Below are 17,309 nucleotides of genomic sequence, written 5' to 3' on the forward strand. Positions count from 1 at the left end.
GTGCGCCCTGTAGGACGGGCGTTGGGTGGCGAGGGTTCATCCACATTCCGGAAATTTCCTGCTCACCGGTGCGGAGAGTGCCCGCCGGGGGCCTCGACGAGAACGTGGAGAGAAGCTCACTCATGGGTCTCACCAGCAAGGTAGTTCTGGCGGTCGCGATCGCCTCGGCCGTGGCGTTGTTCGCCGCCACGGTCTGGTTCTGGCCACGCCTGGCCCGGCGGAGCGCCGCCGCCGTGACGGGCCGGGTGGGGCTGCTGCTGGCGACCCAGCTGACGCTGTTCGCCGCGGTCGGCCTGGCCGCCAACAACGCGTTCCTCTTCTACGGTTCCTGGGCCGACCTCTTCGGCCAGGAGCAGGAGCTGGGCGTGGTCACCGACCACCGGGACGGGGCGGCCGGCTCGCGCCACATGACGCGGATCGGCACGCAGAAGCCGGACGTCCCCGGCGGCGGGGTGCCGTCGGCGGGCGGGCGGATCGACAAGGTGGTGGTCTCGGGGCGGCAGTCGGGCATCGAGTCACCGGCGTACGTCTACCTGCCCCCGGAGTACTTCCAGCGCGCGTACGCCGACCGGACGTTCCCGGCGGTCGTGGTGCTGACCGGCTACCCGGGGACGGCGGAGAACCTCTTCAAGGGCCTGCGCTACCCCCGTACGGCGCACGAGCGGGTGAAGGCGGGCAAGGCGCAGCCGATGATCCTGGTGATGCTGCGGCCGACGGTGGCCCCGCCCCGGGACACCGAGTGCGTGGACATCCCGAAGGGGCCGCAGACGGAGACGTTCTTCGCGAAGGACCTCCCGGAGGCGGTCTCGCAGACGTACCGGGTCGGGAAGCAGGCCCGTAACTGGGGGATCATCGGCAACTCGACCGGCGGCTACTGCGCGCTGAAGATCGGCCTGCACCACCCGGACCGGTACGCGGCGAGCGCCGGGCTGTCGGCGTACTACAAGGCGGCCGAGGACCCGACGACCGGCGACCTGTTCCACGGGAACCAGGCGCTGCGGGACCGGGCGAACCTGATGTGGACGCTGGAGAACCGGCCGCCGTCCGGGGGGTCCTTCCTGGTGACGACGTCCCGGCAGGGCGAGGGGAACCTGAAGAGCACGATGAAGTTCATCGACAAGGTGAAGGCGCCCGCGCAGGTCTCCTCGATCGTGCTGGAGAGCGGCGGGCACAACTTCACGACCTGGCGCCGGGAGATCCCGCCGGCCCTGGAGTGGCTGAGCGGGCGTCTCAGCGCGCAGTGAGGGCCCGGGTGGCTCATGCGGTGGTGGGCGCCGGGAGGCTCACGCCGTGGCCACCGTCTCCACCGCCACCTCCGCGCGCGGCAGCGCCTGGGCGTCGGCGTCGATCGAGCGGCGCAGCGCCTCGTGCAGCCGGGCGGGGGTCAGGACGCCGAGGAAGCGGCCCTCGCCCCCCTCGTCGATGACCGCGATCCACCCGGCGTCGTGCTGGAGCATGGTGGCGAACGCCTGCTTCAGCGGGGCGCCGAGCGGAAGCCAGGCCTCCATCCGGCGGGCGTGCTCGCGTACGGAGGCCGTGCCGTCGGCGGGGGTGTCGGCCGGGATCCAGCCGTGCAGGTTCTCCCGGCCGTCCAGGACGACCGCCCAGCGCGCGCCCTCGGAGCGGAGCCGGGCGGTGGCCTCCGCGAGGGTGTCGTCGAGGTGGACGACCGGGGGCCGCTCGAGGTCGCTCTCCTCGATCGGGGTGACCGAGAGCCGCTTGAGCCCGCGGTCGGCGCCGACGAAGTCGGCCACGTACGGGGTGGCGGGGGCGCCGAGGACGGTGGCGGGGGAGTCGAACTGCTCGATGCGGCCGTGCCCGTAGACGGCGATACGGTCACCGAGGCGGACGGCCTCCTCGATGTCGTGGGTGACGAACAGGACGGTTTTACGGACCTGGGCCTGGAGTTTCAGGAATTCGTTCTGGAGCCGCTCGCGGACCACCGGGTCGACCGCTCCGAAAGGCTCGTCCATCAGCAGGACGGGCGGATCGGCGGCCAGGGCGCGGGCGACACCGACGCGTTGGCGCTGTCCGCCGGAGAGCTGTTCCGGATAGCGGTCACCGTAGACGGAGGGGTCGAGTCCGACGAGGTCGAGGAGTTCGGCGGCGCGGGCCCGTGCCTTTCCGCGCTTCCAGCCCAGGAGATGGGGGACGGTCGCGGTGTTCTCCAGGACGGTCTTGTGCGGGAAGAGGCCCACCTGCTGGATCACATAGCCGATACGGCGGCGGAGTTCGACGGGGTCGATGGCGGATATGTCGTCCCCGTCGAGGAATATCGTGCCCTCGGTCGGTTCGATCAGCCGGTTCACCATCTTCATGGTGGTCGTCTTGCCGCAGCCGGAAGGTCCGACGAGCGTGACCAGTTCGCCCTCGGCGACCTCGAAGGAAAGGTCGTCGACGGCGGTGGTGCCGTCCGCGTACCGCTTGGTGACGTGCTCGAAACGGATCATGGGTCCCCATTGTGGCGGGCGTTTCGTGAAGGGCGTGTTGCCGGAATGCGACAGCCTCCGCGATTGTCAGTGGTCGAGGATAGGCTCGCCAGACATCCGTTCGACATCGGGCGCGACGGGGAACACGGCGGAACGTGCCGGGGAATACGGGCGCCACGGGACACGACAGGGAATCGGGAGGTGGGGGCCGGATGGCCGGAGCGAACTGCCTGGCGACGAACGACTGGATCTGCGGCGAGTATCTGCGCTCCCGCAGCCAGGAGTTGACCGACGCCACCGTGCAGCACATCGGGATCACGGTGGTCTCGGTGCTCATCGGGCTCGCGGTCGCCTTCCCGCTGGCGCTGCTCGCCCGCCGGGGCCGTGGCTTCGCCGGACCGGTGCTCGGGCTGACGACGGTCCTCTACACGGTGCCCTCGCTGGCGATGTTCTCGCTGCTGCTGCCCCTGTTCGGGCTCTCCGCCGCGCTCGTCGTCACGGGCCTGGTGCTCTATTCGCTGACCATCCTCGTACGGAACATCCTGGCCGGTCTCGAAGCGGTGCCCCAGGAGGCCAAGGAGGCCGCCCGGGGCATGGGTTACGGGCCGTGGCGGCTGCTGTGGGAGGTGGAGCTGCCGCTCGCGCTGCCCGCGCTGATGGCGGGACTGCGCATAGCCACCGTGTCGACGGTCGCGCTGACCACGGTCGGCTCGCTCGTCGGCAAGGGGGGCCTCGGCAATCTCATCGAGGACGCGCTGCCGAGCTTCTTCAAGGCCCAGGTGCTCACCGCCTCCGTGCTCTGCGTGCTCCTCGCGGTCACCGCCGACCTGCTGCTCCTGGGCCTCCAGCGGCTGCTGACGCCCTGGACGCGTATACCGGCGGCGACGGGGGAGACGCGTACGGGCGGCACAGGCGGGCCGAAGGGCTCGCCCGGTGCTCCGGGCGGTGCTTCGGGTGTTCCGGGCGACGCTCCTGGCGGTTCGGGCGGTCCGGCGGGGACACCCGCCCCGGTGAAGGTGGAGGCGGGCTGACCCGTGGGAGTCATCGGCGACGCCTGGACCTGGCTCACCACCGGGACCAACTGGTCGGGCGACGGCGGCGCCGCACAGCGCCTCGGCGAGCATCTGTACGTGAGCGGGGCCGCCCTCGCGGTGGCCTGCGCCATCGCCCTGCCGATCGCCCTCTGGCTGGGCCACATCGGCAAGGGCGGCGCGCTCGCGGTCAACATCTCCAACGTGGGGCGGGCCGTCCCGGTCTTCGCGGTGCTGGCCCTCTTCATGCTCACGCCCCTGCGCAACTCCGGTTACTGGCCCACGGTCATCGCGCTGGTGCTCTTCGCCGTACCGCCGCTGCTGACCAACGCCTATGTGGGGATGCGGGAGGTGGACCGGTCCGTGGTGGAGGCCGCCCGGGGCATGGGGATGTCCGGCGCGCAGCTCTTCGTCCGGGTCGAGCTGCCGCTCGCCTACCCGTTGATCATGACCGGGCTGCGCTCCGCCGCCGTCCAGGTCGTGGCCACCGCCTCGATCGCCGCCATGGTCGGCCTCGGCGGCCTCGGCCGGATCATCACCGCCGGGTTCAACACCTACGACACCGCCCAGGTCTTCGCGGGTGCGGTCCTGGTCGCCGCGCTGGCCCTGCTGGTGGAAGGGGCGCTGGTGGCGCTGGACCGGGCCCTGTCCCCGCTGCGCCGCCGCCGGCCCGCCTGAGCACGCACCTCTCGCCCCCACCCCCCCACTTCTTCTCACTGGTCACTTTTCCTCTGTTCGGACGGAGAGCAACACATGAGCAGGACCTCGCGGATAGCCGGAGCGGTCATCGGCATGGTGGCGCTGGCAGGGTCGCTGGCGGCCTGCGGCGGCGACACCCTGGAGCAGGAGCGGAGCGGCTCCTCGGGCGGCGACGGCAAGAAGGGCTCGCTCGTCGTCGGCTCGGCCGCCTTCACCGAGTCCAAGGTGCTCGCCGAGCTGTACGCCCAGATTCTGGACGACGCCGGATACAGCACCTCGGTCACCACGGTGAAGAACCGTGAGCTGTACGAGCCCTCGCTGGAGAAGGGCGAGATCGATGTCGTCCCCGAATACGCGGCCACCATCACCGAATTCCTCAACGCCAAGGTGAACGGGGCGGACAAGGCCCAGAACAACCCCCTCGCCTCCCCGGACACCGCCGCCACGGTCGCCGCCCTGGAGAAGCTCGCCGGTCCGCTGGGTCTCAAGGTGCTCCCGGCCGGGAAGGCCGTCGACCAGAACGCCTTCGCGGTATCCGAGGAATTCGCCGCGAAGCACAACCTCAAGACCCTTTCCGATCTCGGGAAGTCGAAGCTGAAGGTGAAGATCGCGGCGGGCGACGAGTGCGAGGTACGGCCCTTCTGCGCACCCGGTCTCAGGAAGACGTACGGCATCGATGTGACGGGTATCGACCCCAAGGGCGTCGGCACCCCGCAGTCCAAGCAGGCCGTCCGGGACGGCAAGGTCGAGCTGGTCCTGACGACGACCACCGACGCGGTCCTGGACGGGCTGGTGTTCCTGGAGGACGACAAGAAGCTCCAGAACGCCGACAACGTCCTGCCGGTCCTCAACGCCAAGGACGCGGGCGCCCCGGAGATCGCCACCGCGCTGCAGAAGCTCACCGACGCGCTCACCACGGAGGATCTCGCCGAGCTGAACCGCAAGGTCGACGCCGAGCGCGCGAAGCCCGCCGATGTGGCCAAGGAGTATCTGGAGTCGAAGGGCCTCATCAAGAAGTAGGCGTGGCCAGACCGCGGTGTGCTTGATCGACGGCTTTTTCGATCAAGGAACAGGGGGTTTCGGGGGGCCGTCGGGTAACCACCCGGGAAAGATTGCCGGGCGGCCCCCCAAGTAGCGCGTACACACGGTAAATTTCAGGCCATGCCACGTGGACGCCACCGCCATTCGCCACCCCTTCACAGAATCCTGCCGCCCTCCGTGGTGGCGGGAGTGTCGGTCGTCGGTGCCACCGGCGCCTGGTTCCTGGCCGAACCCCTCGTGCTGCGCGGTCTGGTGGCCGCCGTGGCCGCCGCCGCGCTGACCGGCGCGTATCTGATGCGCAGCTGGGACCGGGCCGCGGGGCTGCGGGTCGCCGAGCTGACCCGGGCCCGCACCCGGGACGAGTGGCGGGCCGAGGAGCGCATAGCCGAGCTGGAGCAGGACCTGGAGGAGTCGCGCGAGCTGCGCACCCGTCTGGAGACCAAGCTCCGCCGCAAGCGCGTCGAGCTGGCCGGACTGCGCGGCGAGCACGCGGGGCTGCTCCGCCGGTACGCCAACGCCGAGACCGAGCGGGCCAGCGCGCTGGAGGGCCGCAGGCAGCTCGCCGTCGAGTCGTCCGCCCCGGCCCCCGAGCTGACCGCCGGACGGTCGACGCCCACCCCGGACGCCTACCGCCGCGCCGACGAGGCCCTGCGGAACCTCAGCCGTAACGCCGCCCGCCAGGAGGCCCGCCGCGCCGCGGAAGTGGCCCAGCAGCTGGTCGCCTCGAAGCAGGCCGCGAAGAAGGGCCCGGCGCAGGGCCCGGAGAAGCGCGCGGAGGGGGAAGGCCCGCAGGGGAAGGACGCGGCGGCCACCGGGGCGGACGAGCACCGCCAGAGCCGCCCGTCGACCGCCCCGCCCGCCCCGGCCCCGCAACTCCCGGCCCCCGCCTCCCCGCTCCCGGCCTCCGCCGCACCCGTCCACGTACCGCGTACGGTCCCCGCCGCCTCGGCCGTCGTGCCGTACGCGGCGGCCCGCCGCCACCTGGTCCCCCAGGGCAGCTTCGACTTCTTCGGCACGCAGAACGGCCAGAAGGCGAAGGCCGCCATCGAGTCCGTGCAGAACGAGGACCTCGCGGACGTCGTCGGCGAGGAGGCGCTCGCCGTCCACCGCACGGGCGCGGCGCAGCACCGGGCCGTCGGCAAGGTCATCGACCTCACCGCGCACGACGAGACCGAGCAGATCGACGTGGCGGAGCTGCGCGGCGCGGTCTCCTAGGAGCCCGCGGAAGCAGGAGCCCGCAGAAGTAGAAGCCCGCGGAAGCGGTCCGCTACTTGTCGATGTCCCCGACGACGAAGAAGAGCGAGCCCAGGATCGCCACCATGTCGGAGACCAGCGTCCCCGGCAGCAGTTCGGTGAGCGCCTGGATGTTGTTGAAGGACGCGGAGCGCAGCTTCAGGCGGTACGGGGTCTTCTCGCCCTTGGAGACCAGGTAGTAGCCGTTGACGCCGAGCGGGTTCTCCGTCCAGGCGTACGTGTGGCCCTCGGGCGCCTTCAGCACCTTGGGCAGCCGCTGGTTGACCGGCCCCGGCTCCAGCCCGGCCAGCCGGTCCAGGCAGGCGTCGGCCAGGTCCAGGGAGTTGAGGGTCTGCTCCAGCAGGCACTCGAACCGGGCCAGGCAGTCGCCCTCGGTCCGGGTGACCACCTTCAGGGTGTCCTGCAGCTCCCCGTACGCGAGATACGGCTCGTCGCGCCGCAGGTCGAAGTCGACGCCCGAGGCGCGGGCGATCGGCCCCGACACCCCGTACGCGTGCACCGCGTCGGCGGAGAGCACGCCGATCCCGCGCGTACGGCCCCGGAAGATCTCGTTGCCGAGGACCAGGTTCTCGTACACGTCCATCCGGGAGCGGACCGAGGTGACGGCCTCGCGGACCCGGCCGGTCCAGCCCGCCGGGATGTCCTCCTTGAGCCCGCCGACCCGGTTGAACATGTAGTGCATCCGGCCGCCGGAGACCTCCTCCATCACCGTCTGCAGCTCCTCGCGCTCGCGGAAGGCGTGGAAGACCGGGGTGATGCCGCCGAGTTCGAGGGGGTAGGAGCCGAGGAACATCAGATGGTTGAGGACCCGGTTCAGCTCGGCGAGCAGGGTCCGCGTCCAGACCGCGCGCCCGGGGACCTCCATGCCGAGCATCCGCTCGACGGCCATCACGACGCCCAGCTCGTTGGAGAAGGCGGAGAGCCAGTCGTGGCGGTTGGCGAGCATGATGATCTGCCGGTAGTCGCGCGCCTCGAAGAGCTTCTCCGCGCCCCGGTGCATATAACCGATGACCGGCTCGGCGTGCTGGATGCGCTCGCCGTCCAGGACGATCCGGAGCCGGAGCACGCCGTGCGTGGAGGGGTGCTGCGGGCCGATGTTCAGCACCATGTCGGTGCTCTCCGCCGCGCCGCCGATGCCGATGGTCGTCTCCGTCATGGGGGCCAGTATTCCCTGCCCGGCCCCACGGCGGGGGCGGTCACCCGCCCCCGCCCCCAGGGGTGACCCCACCCGGTCCGGGAGGGGTCACCCCACCCGGTGCAGCAGCCAGCCGAAGTCGCCCAGGCCGCCGCGCGCGGTCAGCTCCGCCGCCTCGCCCGCCGCCGCCAGCGCCCGTACGTACGCCGCCGGGTCGCAGGCGGCCAGGGCGAGCGCCGGGCGCTCCCCGGAGACCCCCAGCCGCCCGAGCGCCGTCCGCTGGTCCGTCAGCTCCACCGCCCCCGGGCCCGCCCCCGCCGCGCACGCGTCCAGCGCCACATGGGCGGTCAGGTCGCAGGAACCGTCCGGCACCGGGCGCACCTCCCGCCCGCCCCGGAAGCCGGTCAGCGTCCCGAACGGCGGCCGCTCGCCGCGTACGTGCGCGTAGTCCACCGCCACCGCGAGCCCGGCCTCCAGCGACCCCACCGCCCCGCCCACGCCGCGTCCCGGGGCAGCCCGATCTCCGCCCGCTCGCCCGGCGCCGACAGCGGCCACCACCGCTCCAGCCACTCCGCGTCCGCCCCGGTCACCGGCGGACCCAGCCGCTCGGCCCCGTCCGAGGTCCGCACCCGGACGTACCGGGCGACCCCGTCCCCGTCCACCTCCGCCACCTCGACCGGCACGTTGTCCAGCCACTCGTTGGCGAACAGCAGCCCGCGCACCCCCCGGGGCGGCTCGGCGCACCAGCGCACGCGCGGGTCGAGCCCCGGCGGACGGCCGGCGACCTCCACCCCGTACGGGATCACCTCCAGCCCCTCCGGGGCGGCGTCGAGCACCCCGGTCAGCAACTCACCGCGCCCCGCGCCCACATCGACCAGCGCCACCGTCCCGGTGCCCAGCTCCGCCGCGGTCGAGGCCAGCAGCCGGGCCACCGCCCGGGCGAAGAGGGGCGAGGCGTGGACCGACGTACGGAAGTGGCCCGCCGGACCCTCCGGGCTGCGGACCGGGCTCCGGTAGAAGCCCTCGTCCCCGTACAGTGCGTCCTGCGCCGCCGCCCGCCACCCGCGCCACTCCTCCGTCATGTGGGCAAGTCTCCACCTTGGGGAGTACGGTCCCAGGACCTGGATCGACCCTCCGGTTGACCCGGGCACCTATCCGCTGTCCTTACGCTGGGCTACGTGCAGCGCCTCTACGATTTTCTCCGCAGACACCCGACGGGCGTCGACGTCTTCTGGGCGGTCGTCCTCCTCGGGCTCTCCGGCATGTCGCTGGCGTCGGGCATGTACGACGCCGGGCGCGAGGAGATCGTGGCGATTCCGGTTGCGCTCGGGCTCTCCACGGTGGTCGCGCTGCGCCGCCGGCTCCCGGAGAAGATGCTGCTGCTCGCCATCGCGGTGGGGCTCTGCCAACTGCTCTTCGACGTCCGGCCGGGCATCGGGAACTTCGCGATGCTGGTGATCACCTTCACGGTGGCCACGATCGGGGAGCGCTGGGCCTCCCGGCTCGCCCTGGTCTGCTCCCTGAGCGCGGCCGCCCTGTCGCAGTTGCGCTGGCCGGCGGAGCCGGGCGGCTCCTGGCCGCAGCAGGTCTTCGTGACGGTGATCATGACGGTGCCGTTCGTACTGGCCTGGGTGATGGGCGACTCGCTGCGGACCCGGCGGGCCTACTTCAGCCAGCTCGAGGAGCGGGCCGCCCGGCTGGAGCGGGAGCGCGAGGCGCAGTCCAAGGTCGCGGTCGCCGCCGAGCGGGCCCGGATCGCCCGGGAGCTGCACGACGTCGTCGCGCACAACGTCTCGGTGATGGTGGTCCAGGCCGACGGCGCGGCGTATGTGATGGACACGGCCCCCGACCAGGCCCGGCAGGCGCTGACCACGATCTCCTCCACCGGCCGGCAGGCGCTGGCCGAGATGCGGCGGCTGCTGGGGGTGCTGCGGACCGGGGACGCGCCGGAGAGCGGGGAGTACGTCCCGCAGCCCGACGTGGAACAGATCGAGGAGCTGATCGAGCAGGTCCGCAGGACGGGCCTGGCGGTGGACTTCAAGGTCGAGGGCACCGCCCGTCCGCTGCCGAGCGGCGTGGAGCTGACCGCGTACCGCATCGTGCAGGAGGCCCTCACCAACACCCGCAAGCACGGCGGCCCGGACGCCGGGGCCAGCGTCCGGCTGGTCTACTTCGACGACGGCCTCGGGCTGCTGGTCGAGGACGACGGCCGGGGCGCGGCGCACGAGCTGTACGAGGACGGCGGCGCGGACGGGGCCGGGCACGGGATGATCGGGATGCGGGAGCGGGTCGGCATGGTCGGCGGCACCCTGGACGCGGGGCCGCGGCCCGGCGGCGGCTTCCGGATCAGCGCGCTGCTGCCGCTGAAACCGGCCGAGTAGCACCCCGACCCACCTCTTCCCAGCGACTTCTTGCCACCCATACAGGACAGGACACAGACCCCATGGCCATCCGCGTGATGCTCGTCGACGATCAGGTGCTTCTCCGTACGGGCTTCCGCATGGTCCTGGCCGCCCAGCCGGACATGGAGGTGGTGGCGGAGGCCGGGGACGGCGCCGAGGCGATCGAGATCCTGCGTTCGACGGCCGTGGACGTGGTGCTGATGGACGTCCGTATGCCCCGGCTGGACGGGGTGGAGGCGACCCGCCGGATCTGCGCGCAGCCGAACCCGCCGAAGGTGCTGATCCTGACGACGTTCGACCTGGACGAGTACGCCTTCTCCGGGCTGAAGGCGGGGGCCAGCGGCTTCATGCTCAAGGACGTGCCCCCGGCCGAGCTGCTCTCCGCGATCCGCTCGGTGCACAGCGGTGACGCGGTCGTCGCGCCCTCCACCACCCGCCGTCTGCTCGACCGGTTCTCCCCGATGCTGCCCAGCAGCGAGAAGGAGCCGAAGAACAAGCACATCGAGAAGCTCACCGAACGCGAACGCGAGGTGATGCTCCTGGTCGCGCAGGGCCTCTCGAACGGCGAGATCGCCTCCCGCCTGGTCCTCTCCGAGGCCACGGTCAAGACGCACGTCGGCCGCATCCTCACCAAGCTGAGCCTGCGCGACCGCGTCCAGGTCGTCGTCCTCGCCTACGAGACGGGGCTGGTCCGCGCGGGCGGCGGAGCGGGCTGAGAGACCCCTGCGTCGACTACCGCAGCACGCCCTCCAGGAAGTCGCTGCCGAGGCGGGCGACGACCGTGACGTCGAGCTGGTGCAGTACGTAACGGCCCCGGCGGCGCGTCGTGATCAGGCCCGCCTTCTTGAGCACCGACAGATGCCGGGAGACCTCGGGCGCGGTGATGCTGTGCGACTCGGCCAGTTCGCCGGTGGTGTACGGGGAGCGGGCGAGGTTACGGCACAGGCGCATCCGCATCGGGTGGGCCAGGGCCTCCATCCGGCGCTGGAGCAGCTCCACGGAGGCGGGGGTCGGCAGGTCGGGCATCCGGACCGGGTAGTGGAGCACCGGCCGCCAGCCGGGGGCGTGCAGCACCATCAGATGGGGCCAGCCGAAGGTGCTGGGCATCAGGGTGAGGCCGGGGCCGACGTCCGGGTCGACGGCGGTGGTCCGGCCCTCGGCCAGCTTGTCGACGGAGATCCTGCCCGCCTCCCCGTCCACGGTGAGCGCGGGGGAGACCGCCTCCACGGCCTCCGCGAGGCCCTTGTGCCGCAGCAGCTCCGTCTTGTGCCGGGCGTCCGCGACGAGCTGGACCGAGACCCGGCGCCAGGTGTCCGCGAAGAAGGCCTGGTCCAGGTCCTCGAAGAGCCGCCGCAGCCAGCGGCGTACGGGCCCGGGGTCGGCCAGCAGCCGCTGGGTGAAGTCCACCTGGCGCGGGCCCCGGGCGGCCGCCATGTCCAGGGCGCGGGTCCGCATCGCCGGGTCCGAGAGCGGGGAGGCGGCGCCCGCCCCGTACACACAGCTGCAGGTGAACTCCAGGGCCGCCGTCACGAACCGCTCGTCGTCCAGCCGGTCCAGGAGGTCCAGGTCCTCCGCCAGGGTCGCCCCGGTCCGGCCGTCGCCCCCGCGGATCCCGGCGAACGGCATGAAGACGTCCGAGAAGGTGTTCCGCCAGAGGAACTCCGCCTCCATCAGCCGGTCCGCGAGGTCGGGCTCCAGCCCGGCCGCCGTCGCGGTCGCCCAGCCGTGCACCCCGGGGTGGTGCCCCGGCTCGGAGAGCGCGTGCAGGGCCACGCCCAGCTCGGCCAGGGGAGAGGTCGCGAATTCGACGCGGTCGGGGGTCAGGCCCGCGATGTCTATGTGCACGCTCACCCGTCCATAGTGCGGGTACGGGGGCGGGGCCGTCGTTCCGTTTGACGGTGGCCGTCAATCAACGCGCGGACCCGCCGTGACCTGCGCACGCTGGATGCATGGACGCCATCCAGCAGCACATGCTCGACACCTACCGCGCGGCCCGCCTGGGCGAGCCCGCCCCGCCCCCGCCGGGCCGCCACGACCGCAGGTCCCTGCGCGACCTCTACCGCCACTGGCTGACCCACCCGCCGACGCCTCGGACGGCCCGTACGGGCCACTCCAGCCCGTCCGGCGTTTGAGGCCGGGGAGACCCAGCCCCTCCGGCGTTTGAGGACGGAACCCTGAAGCCGGGAACCGTCCACTCGACAAGGCCCCGACATCTCCCTACGCCGGTAGCAGCTCCACGAACCCGGCCACCGCACTCCGCACATCCTCCGCCGACCACTCCAGCCCCGCCCCGGCGACCGTCACCTCCGCGACCGACACCCCCGGCGGCAGCCCGGCCGCCCCCGGAGCCCCCTCCGACCAGCTCCGGAACAGCGTCACGCCCGTCTCCTCCGCCTGCCGCAGCGACGCCTCGTCCAGCACCCCGGCCCCGTACGGCAGCCAGACCTGGAACTGGTGCGTGTGCGGCGGCTCCGGGTTGACCCGGAACCACGGCACCCCGGCCGCCGCGAACCCCTCCGCCACCGCCCCGGCCACCACCTTCGCGTGGGCCACGTACGACGGCAGCCGGGGCAGCTCCCGGTCCAGGCCGATGAGGGCGGAGAGCGCCGCCGGGTACTGCTGGAAGAGCTGTCCCCCGTACCGGTGGCGCCACACCCGGGCCTCCTCCACCAGCGTCGAGGGCCCCGCCAGCGCCGCCCCCGACAGCCCGTCGAGCGACTTGTAGAAGGACACGTACACGCTGTCCGCGAGCCCCGCGACCTCCTCCAGGCCCCGCCCGAAGTGCGGGCCGCACTCCCACAGCCGCGCCCCGTCCAGGTGGACCACCGCGTCCCGCTCCCGGGCCGCCGCCACGGTCGCCTCCAGCTCGTCCCAGGTCGGCAGCGCGAACCCGGCGTCCCGCAACGGCAGCTCCAGCATCAGCGTGCCGAACGGCTCCGGGTGGTCCCGCACCTCCTCCGCGCTCGGCATCCGGGGCGCGGAGGTCAGGTGGACCGTGCGCAGCCCGCTCACGGCCGCCAGCGCCCCCTCCTCGTGCAGCTCCGGGTGGGCCAGCGGGTGGAGCGCCACCGTGGCGTTGCCCGTCCGCCCCGCCCAGCACCGCAGCGCCACCTGCTGGGCCATGGTCCCGGTCGGGAAGAACGCCGCCGCCTCCGTCCCCAGCAGCCCGGCCACCCGCCGCTCCAGCTCCGCGACGACCCCGCCCCCGTACACATCCACCGCACCGTCCGGATCGTGTACGGAACCGGCCCCGGCCGCCAGCGCCGCGAGCCCCTCGCCCACCGTGCCGTCCGTGGACCGGCGGGCCAGCACCCGGTGGGATCCACGCCAGGCGGCGAGTCGGCGCCGCCGCTGCTCCTGCTCATCGATGGCTGTCATGGGACGATCATCCCCCGGACCCCGCACGGCACGCCCGTGTGTTTCTCCGACCGTTCCGCCGCACCCCCGCGGAGTTATCCACAGGCTGTGGGCGGCGGGCGTGCTCCGTCGAAACGCTGGCGTAGCATGCAGAGAAATCGTCCGGTACCCGCCGCGGACTGGAACGGAAGGCCATCGCCGCGTGAATACGACAGTTCCGAAGGAACCCCTCGACGCGAGGGACCGCCCCGCCCGCCTCACCGTCGGCGTCGTGGGAGCGGGCCGCGTCGGTCCCGCACTCGCCGCCGCGCTTCAGCTCGCCGGTCACCGCCCGGTGGCCGTCTCCGGGGTCTCCGACGCCTCCCGGCGCCGCGCGGCCGCGCTCCTCCCCGATGTGCCCGTCGTGACGCCCGCCGAGGTGCTGGCCCGCGCCGAGCTGGTGCTGCTGACCGTCCCCGACGACGCGCTGCCCGGGCTGGTGGAGGGGCTCGCGGAGACCGGTGCCGTACGGCCGGGACAGCTGCTCGTCCACACCTCCGGGCGGTACGGGGCCCGGGTCCTGGACCCCGCGCTGCGGGCCGGGGCCCTGCCGCTGGCGCTCCACCCGGCGATGACGTTCACCGGCACCTCCGTCGACGTCCAGCGGCTCGCGGGCTGCTCCTTCGGGGTCACCGCCCCCGACGAGCTGCGGCTGGCCGCCGAGGCGCTGGTCATCGAGATGGGCGGCGAGCCGGAGTGGATCGCGGAGGAGTCCCGTCCGCTCTACCACGCGGCTCTGGCCCTGGGCGCGAACCACCTGGTCACCCTGGTCGCGGAGGCGATGGAGCTGCTGGCCAAGGCCGGGGTCACCGCCCCGGACCGGATGCTCGGCCCGCTCCTCGGCGCCGCCCTGGACAACGCCCTGCGCTCCGGCGACGCGGCGCTGACCGGCCCGGTGGCCCGGGGCGACGCGGGCACGGTCGCCGCCCATGTGTCGGAGCTGCGCGCCCACGCCCCCCAGATGGTCGGCGGCTATCTCGCGATGGCCCGCGCCACGGCCGACCGCGCCCTGGCCCACGGCCTGCTCAAGCCGGAGCTGGCGGAGGACCTGCTCGTCGCCCTGGCCGACCAGGAGAGCCGGCCGGGCTCCACCGGACCGGGGGAGACCCGATGACGACCACCGAGAACGGGCCCCAGGACGCGGACACCACGACCCCTCGGGCCGGAGCCCCCGAAAACCCCGGGAGCGCGGACACCAAAAGCCCCACCGCCCCCGCCCTCCTCCGCACCGCCGCCGAGCTCGACGCGCTGCCCCGCCCCGCCGGGGCCGAGCGGGTCGTCGTCATGACCATGGGCGCCCTCCACGAGGGGCACGCCACCCTCGTCCGGGCCGCCCGGCAGGCGGCGGGCCCGGACGGGCAGGTCGTGGTGACCGTCTTCGTCAACCCGCTCCAGTTCGGGGAGGCGGCCGACCTCGACCGCTACCCGCGCACCCTCGACGCCGACCTGGCTACCGCCGCCGCCGCAGGCGCCGACGCGGTCTTCGCCCCCGGTGTGGACGAGGTCTACCCCGGCGGCGAGCCCCAGGTGCGGATCACCGCGGGCCCGATGGGCGAGCGGCTCGAAGGCGCCTCCCGCCCCGGCCACTTCGACGGCATGCTCACCGTCGTCGCCAAGCTCCTCCACCTCACCCGCCCCGACGAGGCGCTCTACGGGCAGAAGGACGCCCAGCAGCTCGCCCTGATCCGCCGCATGGTCCGCGACCTGAACTTCCCGGTCCGGATCACCGGCGTACCCACCGTCCGGGACGCGGACGGCCTCGCGCTCTCCAGCCGCAACCGTTTCCTCTCCCCGCAGGAGCGGCACACCGCTCTCGCCCTCTCGCACGCGCTGTTCGCAGCCCGGGACCGGCTCGCCGCCCAGCAGGCCCTGCACGAACGCGCGCTGGCCACCGCCCCCGGCTCCGGCGCCGACCGGGCCGCCGGGCTCAACCGGCTCGGCGAGGCGCGGGCCGCGGCCGACGCCCAGGCCGTCGCCCTGGCCCGGCCCAACGGGGCGCCCGCCGCCGTCCGGGCCACCGCCCGCGCGATCCTGGACGAGGCGGCGGCCCGCGACCGGCACCCGCTCGTCCTGGACTATCTGGCGCTGGTGGACCCGGCGGACTTCACCGAGATCCCCGACGACCGCGAGAGCGGGGAGGCGATCCTCGCCGTCGCCGCCCGGGTCGGGGAGACCCGCCTCATCGACAACATCCCCCTCACCTTCGGAGCCCTGACGTGACCGGAATACGGCTGACCGCCCCCGCCCCCGGCTGGGCCATCGACGCGGACGTCGTGGTGGTCGGCTCCGGGGTCGCCGGTCTCACCACCGCCCTGCGCTGCGCCGCCGCCGGCCTGGACACCGTGGTCGTCACCAAGGCCCGGCTCGACGACGGCTCGACCCGCTGGGCCCAGGGCGGCATCGCCGCCGCGCTCGGCGAGGGCGACACCCCCGAGCAGCATCTCGCCGACACCCTGGTCGCGGGCGCGGGCCTCTGCGACGAGGAGGCCGTACGGACCCTGGTCACCGAGGGCCCCGACGCCGTACGCCGGCTGATCACCACCGGCGCCCACTTCGACACCACCGACAGCGGCGACATAGCGCTCACCCGTGAGGGCGGCCACCACCGCCGCCGCATCGCCCACGCGGGCGGCGACGCGACCGGCGCGGAGATCTCCCGGGCCCTGGTCGAGGCGGTCCGCGCGGCCGCCCTCCGCATCATCGAGAACGCGCTCGTCCTGGACCTGCTCACCGACGCCGAAGGCCGTACGGCGGGGGTCTCGCTCCACGTCATGGGCGAGGGCCAGCACGACGGCGTCGGCGCGGTCCGGGCCCCCTCGGTCGTCCTCGCCACCGGCGGCATGGGCCAGGTCTTCTCCGCCACCACCAACCCGTCGGTCTCCACCGGGGACGGCGTGGCGCTGGCGCTGCGGGCCGGGGCGGAGGTCTCGGACCTGGAGTTCGTCCAGTTCCACCCGACGGTCCTCTTCCTCGGCGCCGAGTCCGAGGGCCAGCAGCCGCTGGTCTCCGAGGCGGTACGGGGCGAGGGCGCCCATCTCGTCGACGCCTCCGGCACCCGCTTCATGCTGGGGCAGCACGAGCTGGCCGAGCTGGCCCCGCGCGACATCGTCGCCAAGGCCATCACCCGGCGGATGCACGAGCACGGCACCGAGCACATGTATCTCGACGCCCGGCACTTCGGCGCGCGGATGTGGGAGCAGCGCTTCCCCACCATCCTGGCCGCCTGCCGCGCCCACGACATCGACCCCGTCACCGAACCGGTCCCGGTCGCCCCCGCCGCGCACTACGCCTCCGGCGGCATCCGCACCGACCTGCGCGGCCGCACGACCGTCCCCGGCCTGTACGCCTGCGGCGAGGTCGCCTGTACGGGGGTGCACGGGGCCAACCGGCTGGCGTCGAACTCCCTCCTGGAGGGCCTGGTCTTCGCCGAGCGCATCGCCGCCGACATCGCGGAGACCCGCCCGCCCCGTACGGAACCGGCCGAGGCCGCCGGCGACGCGGACGCCCCCGTTCCGCTGCTCGCCCCCGAGGCCCGTACGGCGATCCAGCGCACCATGACCCGGGGCGCCGGAGTCCTCCGCTCCGCCGCGTCCCTGGCCGCCGCCGCCGAGGAGCTGGAGGCCCTGCACCGCAGCGCCGCCGCCGACGCGGACGACCCCGATCCCAAGGTCGCCGTCCCCGGCGTCGACACCTGGGAGGCCACCAACCTGCTGCTGGTCTCCCGGGTCCTGGTCGCCGCCGCCCGGGAGCGCGAGGAGACCCGCGGCTGCCACTGGCGTGAGGACCGGCCCGACCGCGACGACGCGCACTGGCGCCGCCACCTGGTCGTCCGGATCGCCGCCGACCGCACGCCGGTCGTCCACCGTACGGAGACCGCCGCATTCCCGCCCGTACGCCCGGCGGATTGACCAGACTGCTGAAC

Annotated in this window: 15 protein-coding genes and 1 pseudogene; 11 read left to right on the plus strand and 5 right to left on the minus strand. The window is 73.4% G+C overall.

Annotated elements, in window-relative coordinates; all coding sequences use genetic code 11:
- Nucleotides 1–122: 122 nt before the first annotated feature.
- Entirely contained in the window at nt 123–1,244 is a 1,122-nt protein-coding gene (locus DJ476_RS19370; protein ID WP_103418023.1) for an alpha/beta hydrolase, read from the plus strand.
- 39 nt (nt 1,245–1,283) lie between these two features.
- On the opposite strand, the gene DJ476_RS19375 is transcribed toward DJ476_RS19370, so the two are convergent.
- Nucleotides 1,284–2,450, minus strand: a complete 1,167-nt coding sequence (locus tag DJ476_RS19375) for an ABC transporter ATP-binding protein (protein WP_103418024.1) — start codon at nt 2,448–2,450, stop codon at nt 1,284–1,286.
- A 191-nt stretch (nt 2,451–2,641) separates the two neighbouring features.
- Between DJ476_RS19375 and DJ476_RS19380 the strand changes: the two genes are divergently transcribed.
- The 4 genes from DJ476_RS19380 (at nt 2,642) to DJ476_RS19395 (ending at nt 6,415) form a co-directional block, all read left to right on the plus strand.
- The gene (locus DJ476_RS19380) at nt 2,642–3,460 is read left to right on the plus strand and encodes an ABC transporter permease (RefSeq protein WP_112491141.1); all 819 of its coding nucleotides are present in this window, start codon (nt 2,642–2,644) and stop codon (nt 3,458–3,460) included.
- Nucleotides 3,461–3,463: 3 nt separating this feature from the next.
- Nucleotides 3,464–4,138 carry an ABC transporter permease gene (locus DJ476_RS19385; protein ID WP_070204493.1) on the plus strand — a complete coding sequence of 225 codons (675 nt, stop codon included), beginning with the start codon at nt 3,464–3,466 and terminating at the stop codon, nt 4,136–4,138.
- 75 nt (nt 4,139–4,213) lie between these two features.
- On the plus strand, nt 4,214–5,179 hold the full coding sequence (locus DJ476_RS19390; RefSeq protein WP_112491142.1) for an ABC transporter substrate-binding protein: 966 nt from the start codon (nt 4,214–4,216) through the stop codon (nt 5,177–5,179).
- A 141-nt stretch (nt 5,180–5,320) separates the two neighbouring features.
- The gene (locus tag DJ476_RS19395; RefSeq protein WP_167480391.1) at nt 5,321–6,415 is read left to right on the plus strand and encodes a hypothetical protein; all 1,095 of its coding nucleotides are present in this window, start codon (nt 5,321–5,323) and stop codon (nt 6,413–6,415) included.
- A 52-nt stretch (nt 6,416–6,467) separates the two neighbouring features.
- Here the strand turns inward: DJ476_RS19395 and DJ476_RS19400 are convergent, their stop codons facing one another.
- Together DJ476_RS19400 and DJ476_RS19405 are read right to left on the minus strand one after the other, a co-directional pair.
- Nucleotides 6,468–7,610, minus strand: coding sequence for an NADH-quinone oxidoreductase subunit D (locus DJ476_RS19400; RefSeq protein ID WP_103418028.1), 1,143 nt, complete (start codon nt 7,608–7,610; stop codon nt 6,468–6,470).
- Nucleotides 7,611–7,697: 87 nt separating this feature from the next.
- Nucleotides 7,698–8,671, minus strand: a pseudogene (locus DJ476_RS19405) (SAM-dependent methyltransferase).
- 96 nt (nt 8,672–8,767) lie between these two features.
- On the opposite strand from DJ476_RS19405, the gene DJ476_RS19410 reads away from it, so the two are divergent.
- Nucleotides 8,768–9,970, plus strand: a complete 1,203-nt coding sequence (locus tag DJ476_RS19410; RefSeq protein WP_053560676.1) for a sensor histidine kinase — start codon at nt 8,768–8,770, stop codon at nt 9,968–9,970.
- Between the two features lie 62 nt (nt 9,971–10,032).
- Nucleotides 10,033–10,707: a response regulator transcription factor gene (locus DJ476_RS19415; protein WP_019761237.1), complete on the plus strand. Its 675-nt coding sequence runs from the start codon at nt 10,033–10,035 to the stop codon at nt 10,705–10,707.
- Nucleotides 10,708–10,723: 16 nt separating this feature from the next.
- Here the strand turns inward: DJ476_RS19415 and DJ476_RS19420 are convergent, their stop codons facing one another.
- Nucleotides 10,724–11,836: a DUF5937 family protein gene (locus DJ476_RS19420; protein ID WP_103418030.1), complete on the minus strand. Its 1,113-nt coding sequence runs from the start codon at nt 11,834–11,836 to the stop codon at nt 10,724–10,726.
- A gap of 104 nt (nt 11,837–11,940) precedes the next feature.
- Here DJ476_RS19420 and DJ476_RS19425 point away from each other — a divergent pair, with 104 nt between their 5' ends.
- Nucleotides 11,941–12,123: a hypothetical protein gene (locus DJ476_RS19425; protein WP_103418031.1), complete on the plus strand. Its 183-nt coding sequence runs from the start codon at nt 11,941–11,943 to the stop codon at nt 12,121–12,123.
- An 85-nt stretch (nt 12,124–12,208) separates the two neighbouring features.
- Here the strand turns inward: DJ476_RS19425 and DJ476_RS19430 are convergent, their stop codons facing one another.
- Nucleotides 12,209–13,369 carry a threonine aldolase family protein gene (locus tag DJ476_RS19430; protein ID WP_112491144.1) on the minus strand — a complete coding sequence of 387 codons (1,161 nt, stop codon included), beginning with the start codon at nt 13,367–13,369 and terminating at the stop codon, nt 12,209–12,211.
- Between the two features lie 181 nt (nt 13,370–13,550).
- On the opposite strand from DJ476_RS19430, the gene DJ476_RS19435 reads away from it, so the two are divergent.
- From DJ476_RS19435 to DJ476_RS19445, 3 genes are read left to right on the plus strand one after another with little or no spacing between them, the layout of a single operon-like run.
- Nucleotides 13,551–14,501, plus strand: a complete 951-nt coding sequence (locus tag DJ476_RS19435; protein ID WP_028416128.1) for a Rossmann-like and DUF2520 domain-containing protein — start codon at nt 13,551–13,553, stop codon at nt 14,499–14,501.
- The gene (panC, locus tag DJ476_RS19440; protein ID WP_112491145.1) at nt 14,498–15,607 is read left to right on the plus strand and encodes a pantoate--beta-alanine ligase; all 1,110 of its coding nucleotides are present in this window, start codon (nt 14,498–14,500) and stop codon (nt 15,605–15,607) included. Before DJ476_RS19435 ends, panC begins: the two co-directional genes overlap by 4 nt.
- On the plus strand, nt 15,604–17,295 hold the full coding sequence (locus DJ476_RS19445; protein WP_112491146.1) for an L-aspartate oxidase: 1,692 nt from the start codon (nt 15,604–15,606) through the stop codon (nt 17,293–17,295). Before panC ends, DJ476_RS19445 begins: the two co-directional genes overlap by 4 nt.
- Nucleotides 17,296–17,309: the final 14 nt, after the last annotated feature.

It is taken from the genome of Streptomyces bacillaris (genome assembly GCF_003268675.1).
Lineage (GTDB): Bacteria > Actinomycetota > Actinomycetes > Streptomycetales > Streptomycetaceae > Streptomyces > Streptomyces bacillaris.

Bases quoted from the DNA above. Each gene is read 5' to 3' on its own strand.
- DJ476_RS19430 (WP_112491144.1), bottom strand. From the start codon at position 13,369: ATGACAGCCATCGATGAGCAGGAGCAGCGGCGGCGCCGACTCGCCGCC.
- DJ476_RS19390 (WP_112491142.1), top strand. From the start codon at position 4,214: ATGAGCAGGACCTCGCGGATAGCCGGAGCGGTCATCGGCATGGTGGCG.
- DJ476_RS19380 (WP_112491141.1), top strand. From the start codon at position 2,642: ATGGCCGGAGCGAACTGCCTGGCGACGAACGACTGGATCTGCGGCGAG.
- DJ476_RS19400 (WP_103418028.1), bottom strand. From the start codon at position 7,610: ATGACGGAGACGACCATCGGCATCGGCGGCGCGGCGGAGAGCACCGAC.
- DJ476_RS19370 (WP_103418023.1), top strand. From the start codon at position 123: ATGGGTCTCACCAGCAAGGTAGTTCTGGCGGTCGCGATCGCCTCGGCC.
- panC (WP_112491145.1), top strand. From the start codon at position 14,498: ATGACGACCACCGAGAACGGGCCCCAGGACGCGGACACCACGACCCCT.
- DJ476_RS19375 (WP_103418024.1), bottom strand. From the start codon at position 2,450: ATGATCCGTTTCGAGCACGTCACCAAGCGGTACGCGGACGGCACCACC.
- DJ476_RS19395 (WP_167480391.1), top strand. From the start codon at position 5,321: ATGCCACGTGGACGCCACCGCCATTCGCCACCCCTTCACAGAATCCTG.
- DJ476_RS19415 (WP_019761237.1), top strand. From the start codon at position 10,033: ATGGCCATCCGCGTGATGCTCGTCGACGATCAGGTGCTTCTCCGTACG.
- DJ476_RS19425 (WP_103418031.1), top strand. From the start codon at position 11,941: ATGGACGCCATCCAGCAGCACATGCTCGACACCTACCGCGCGGCCCGC.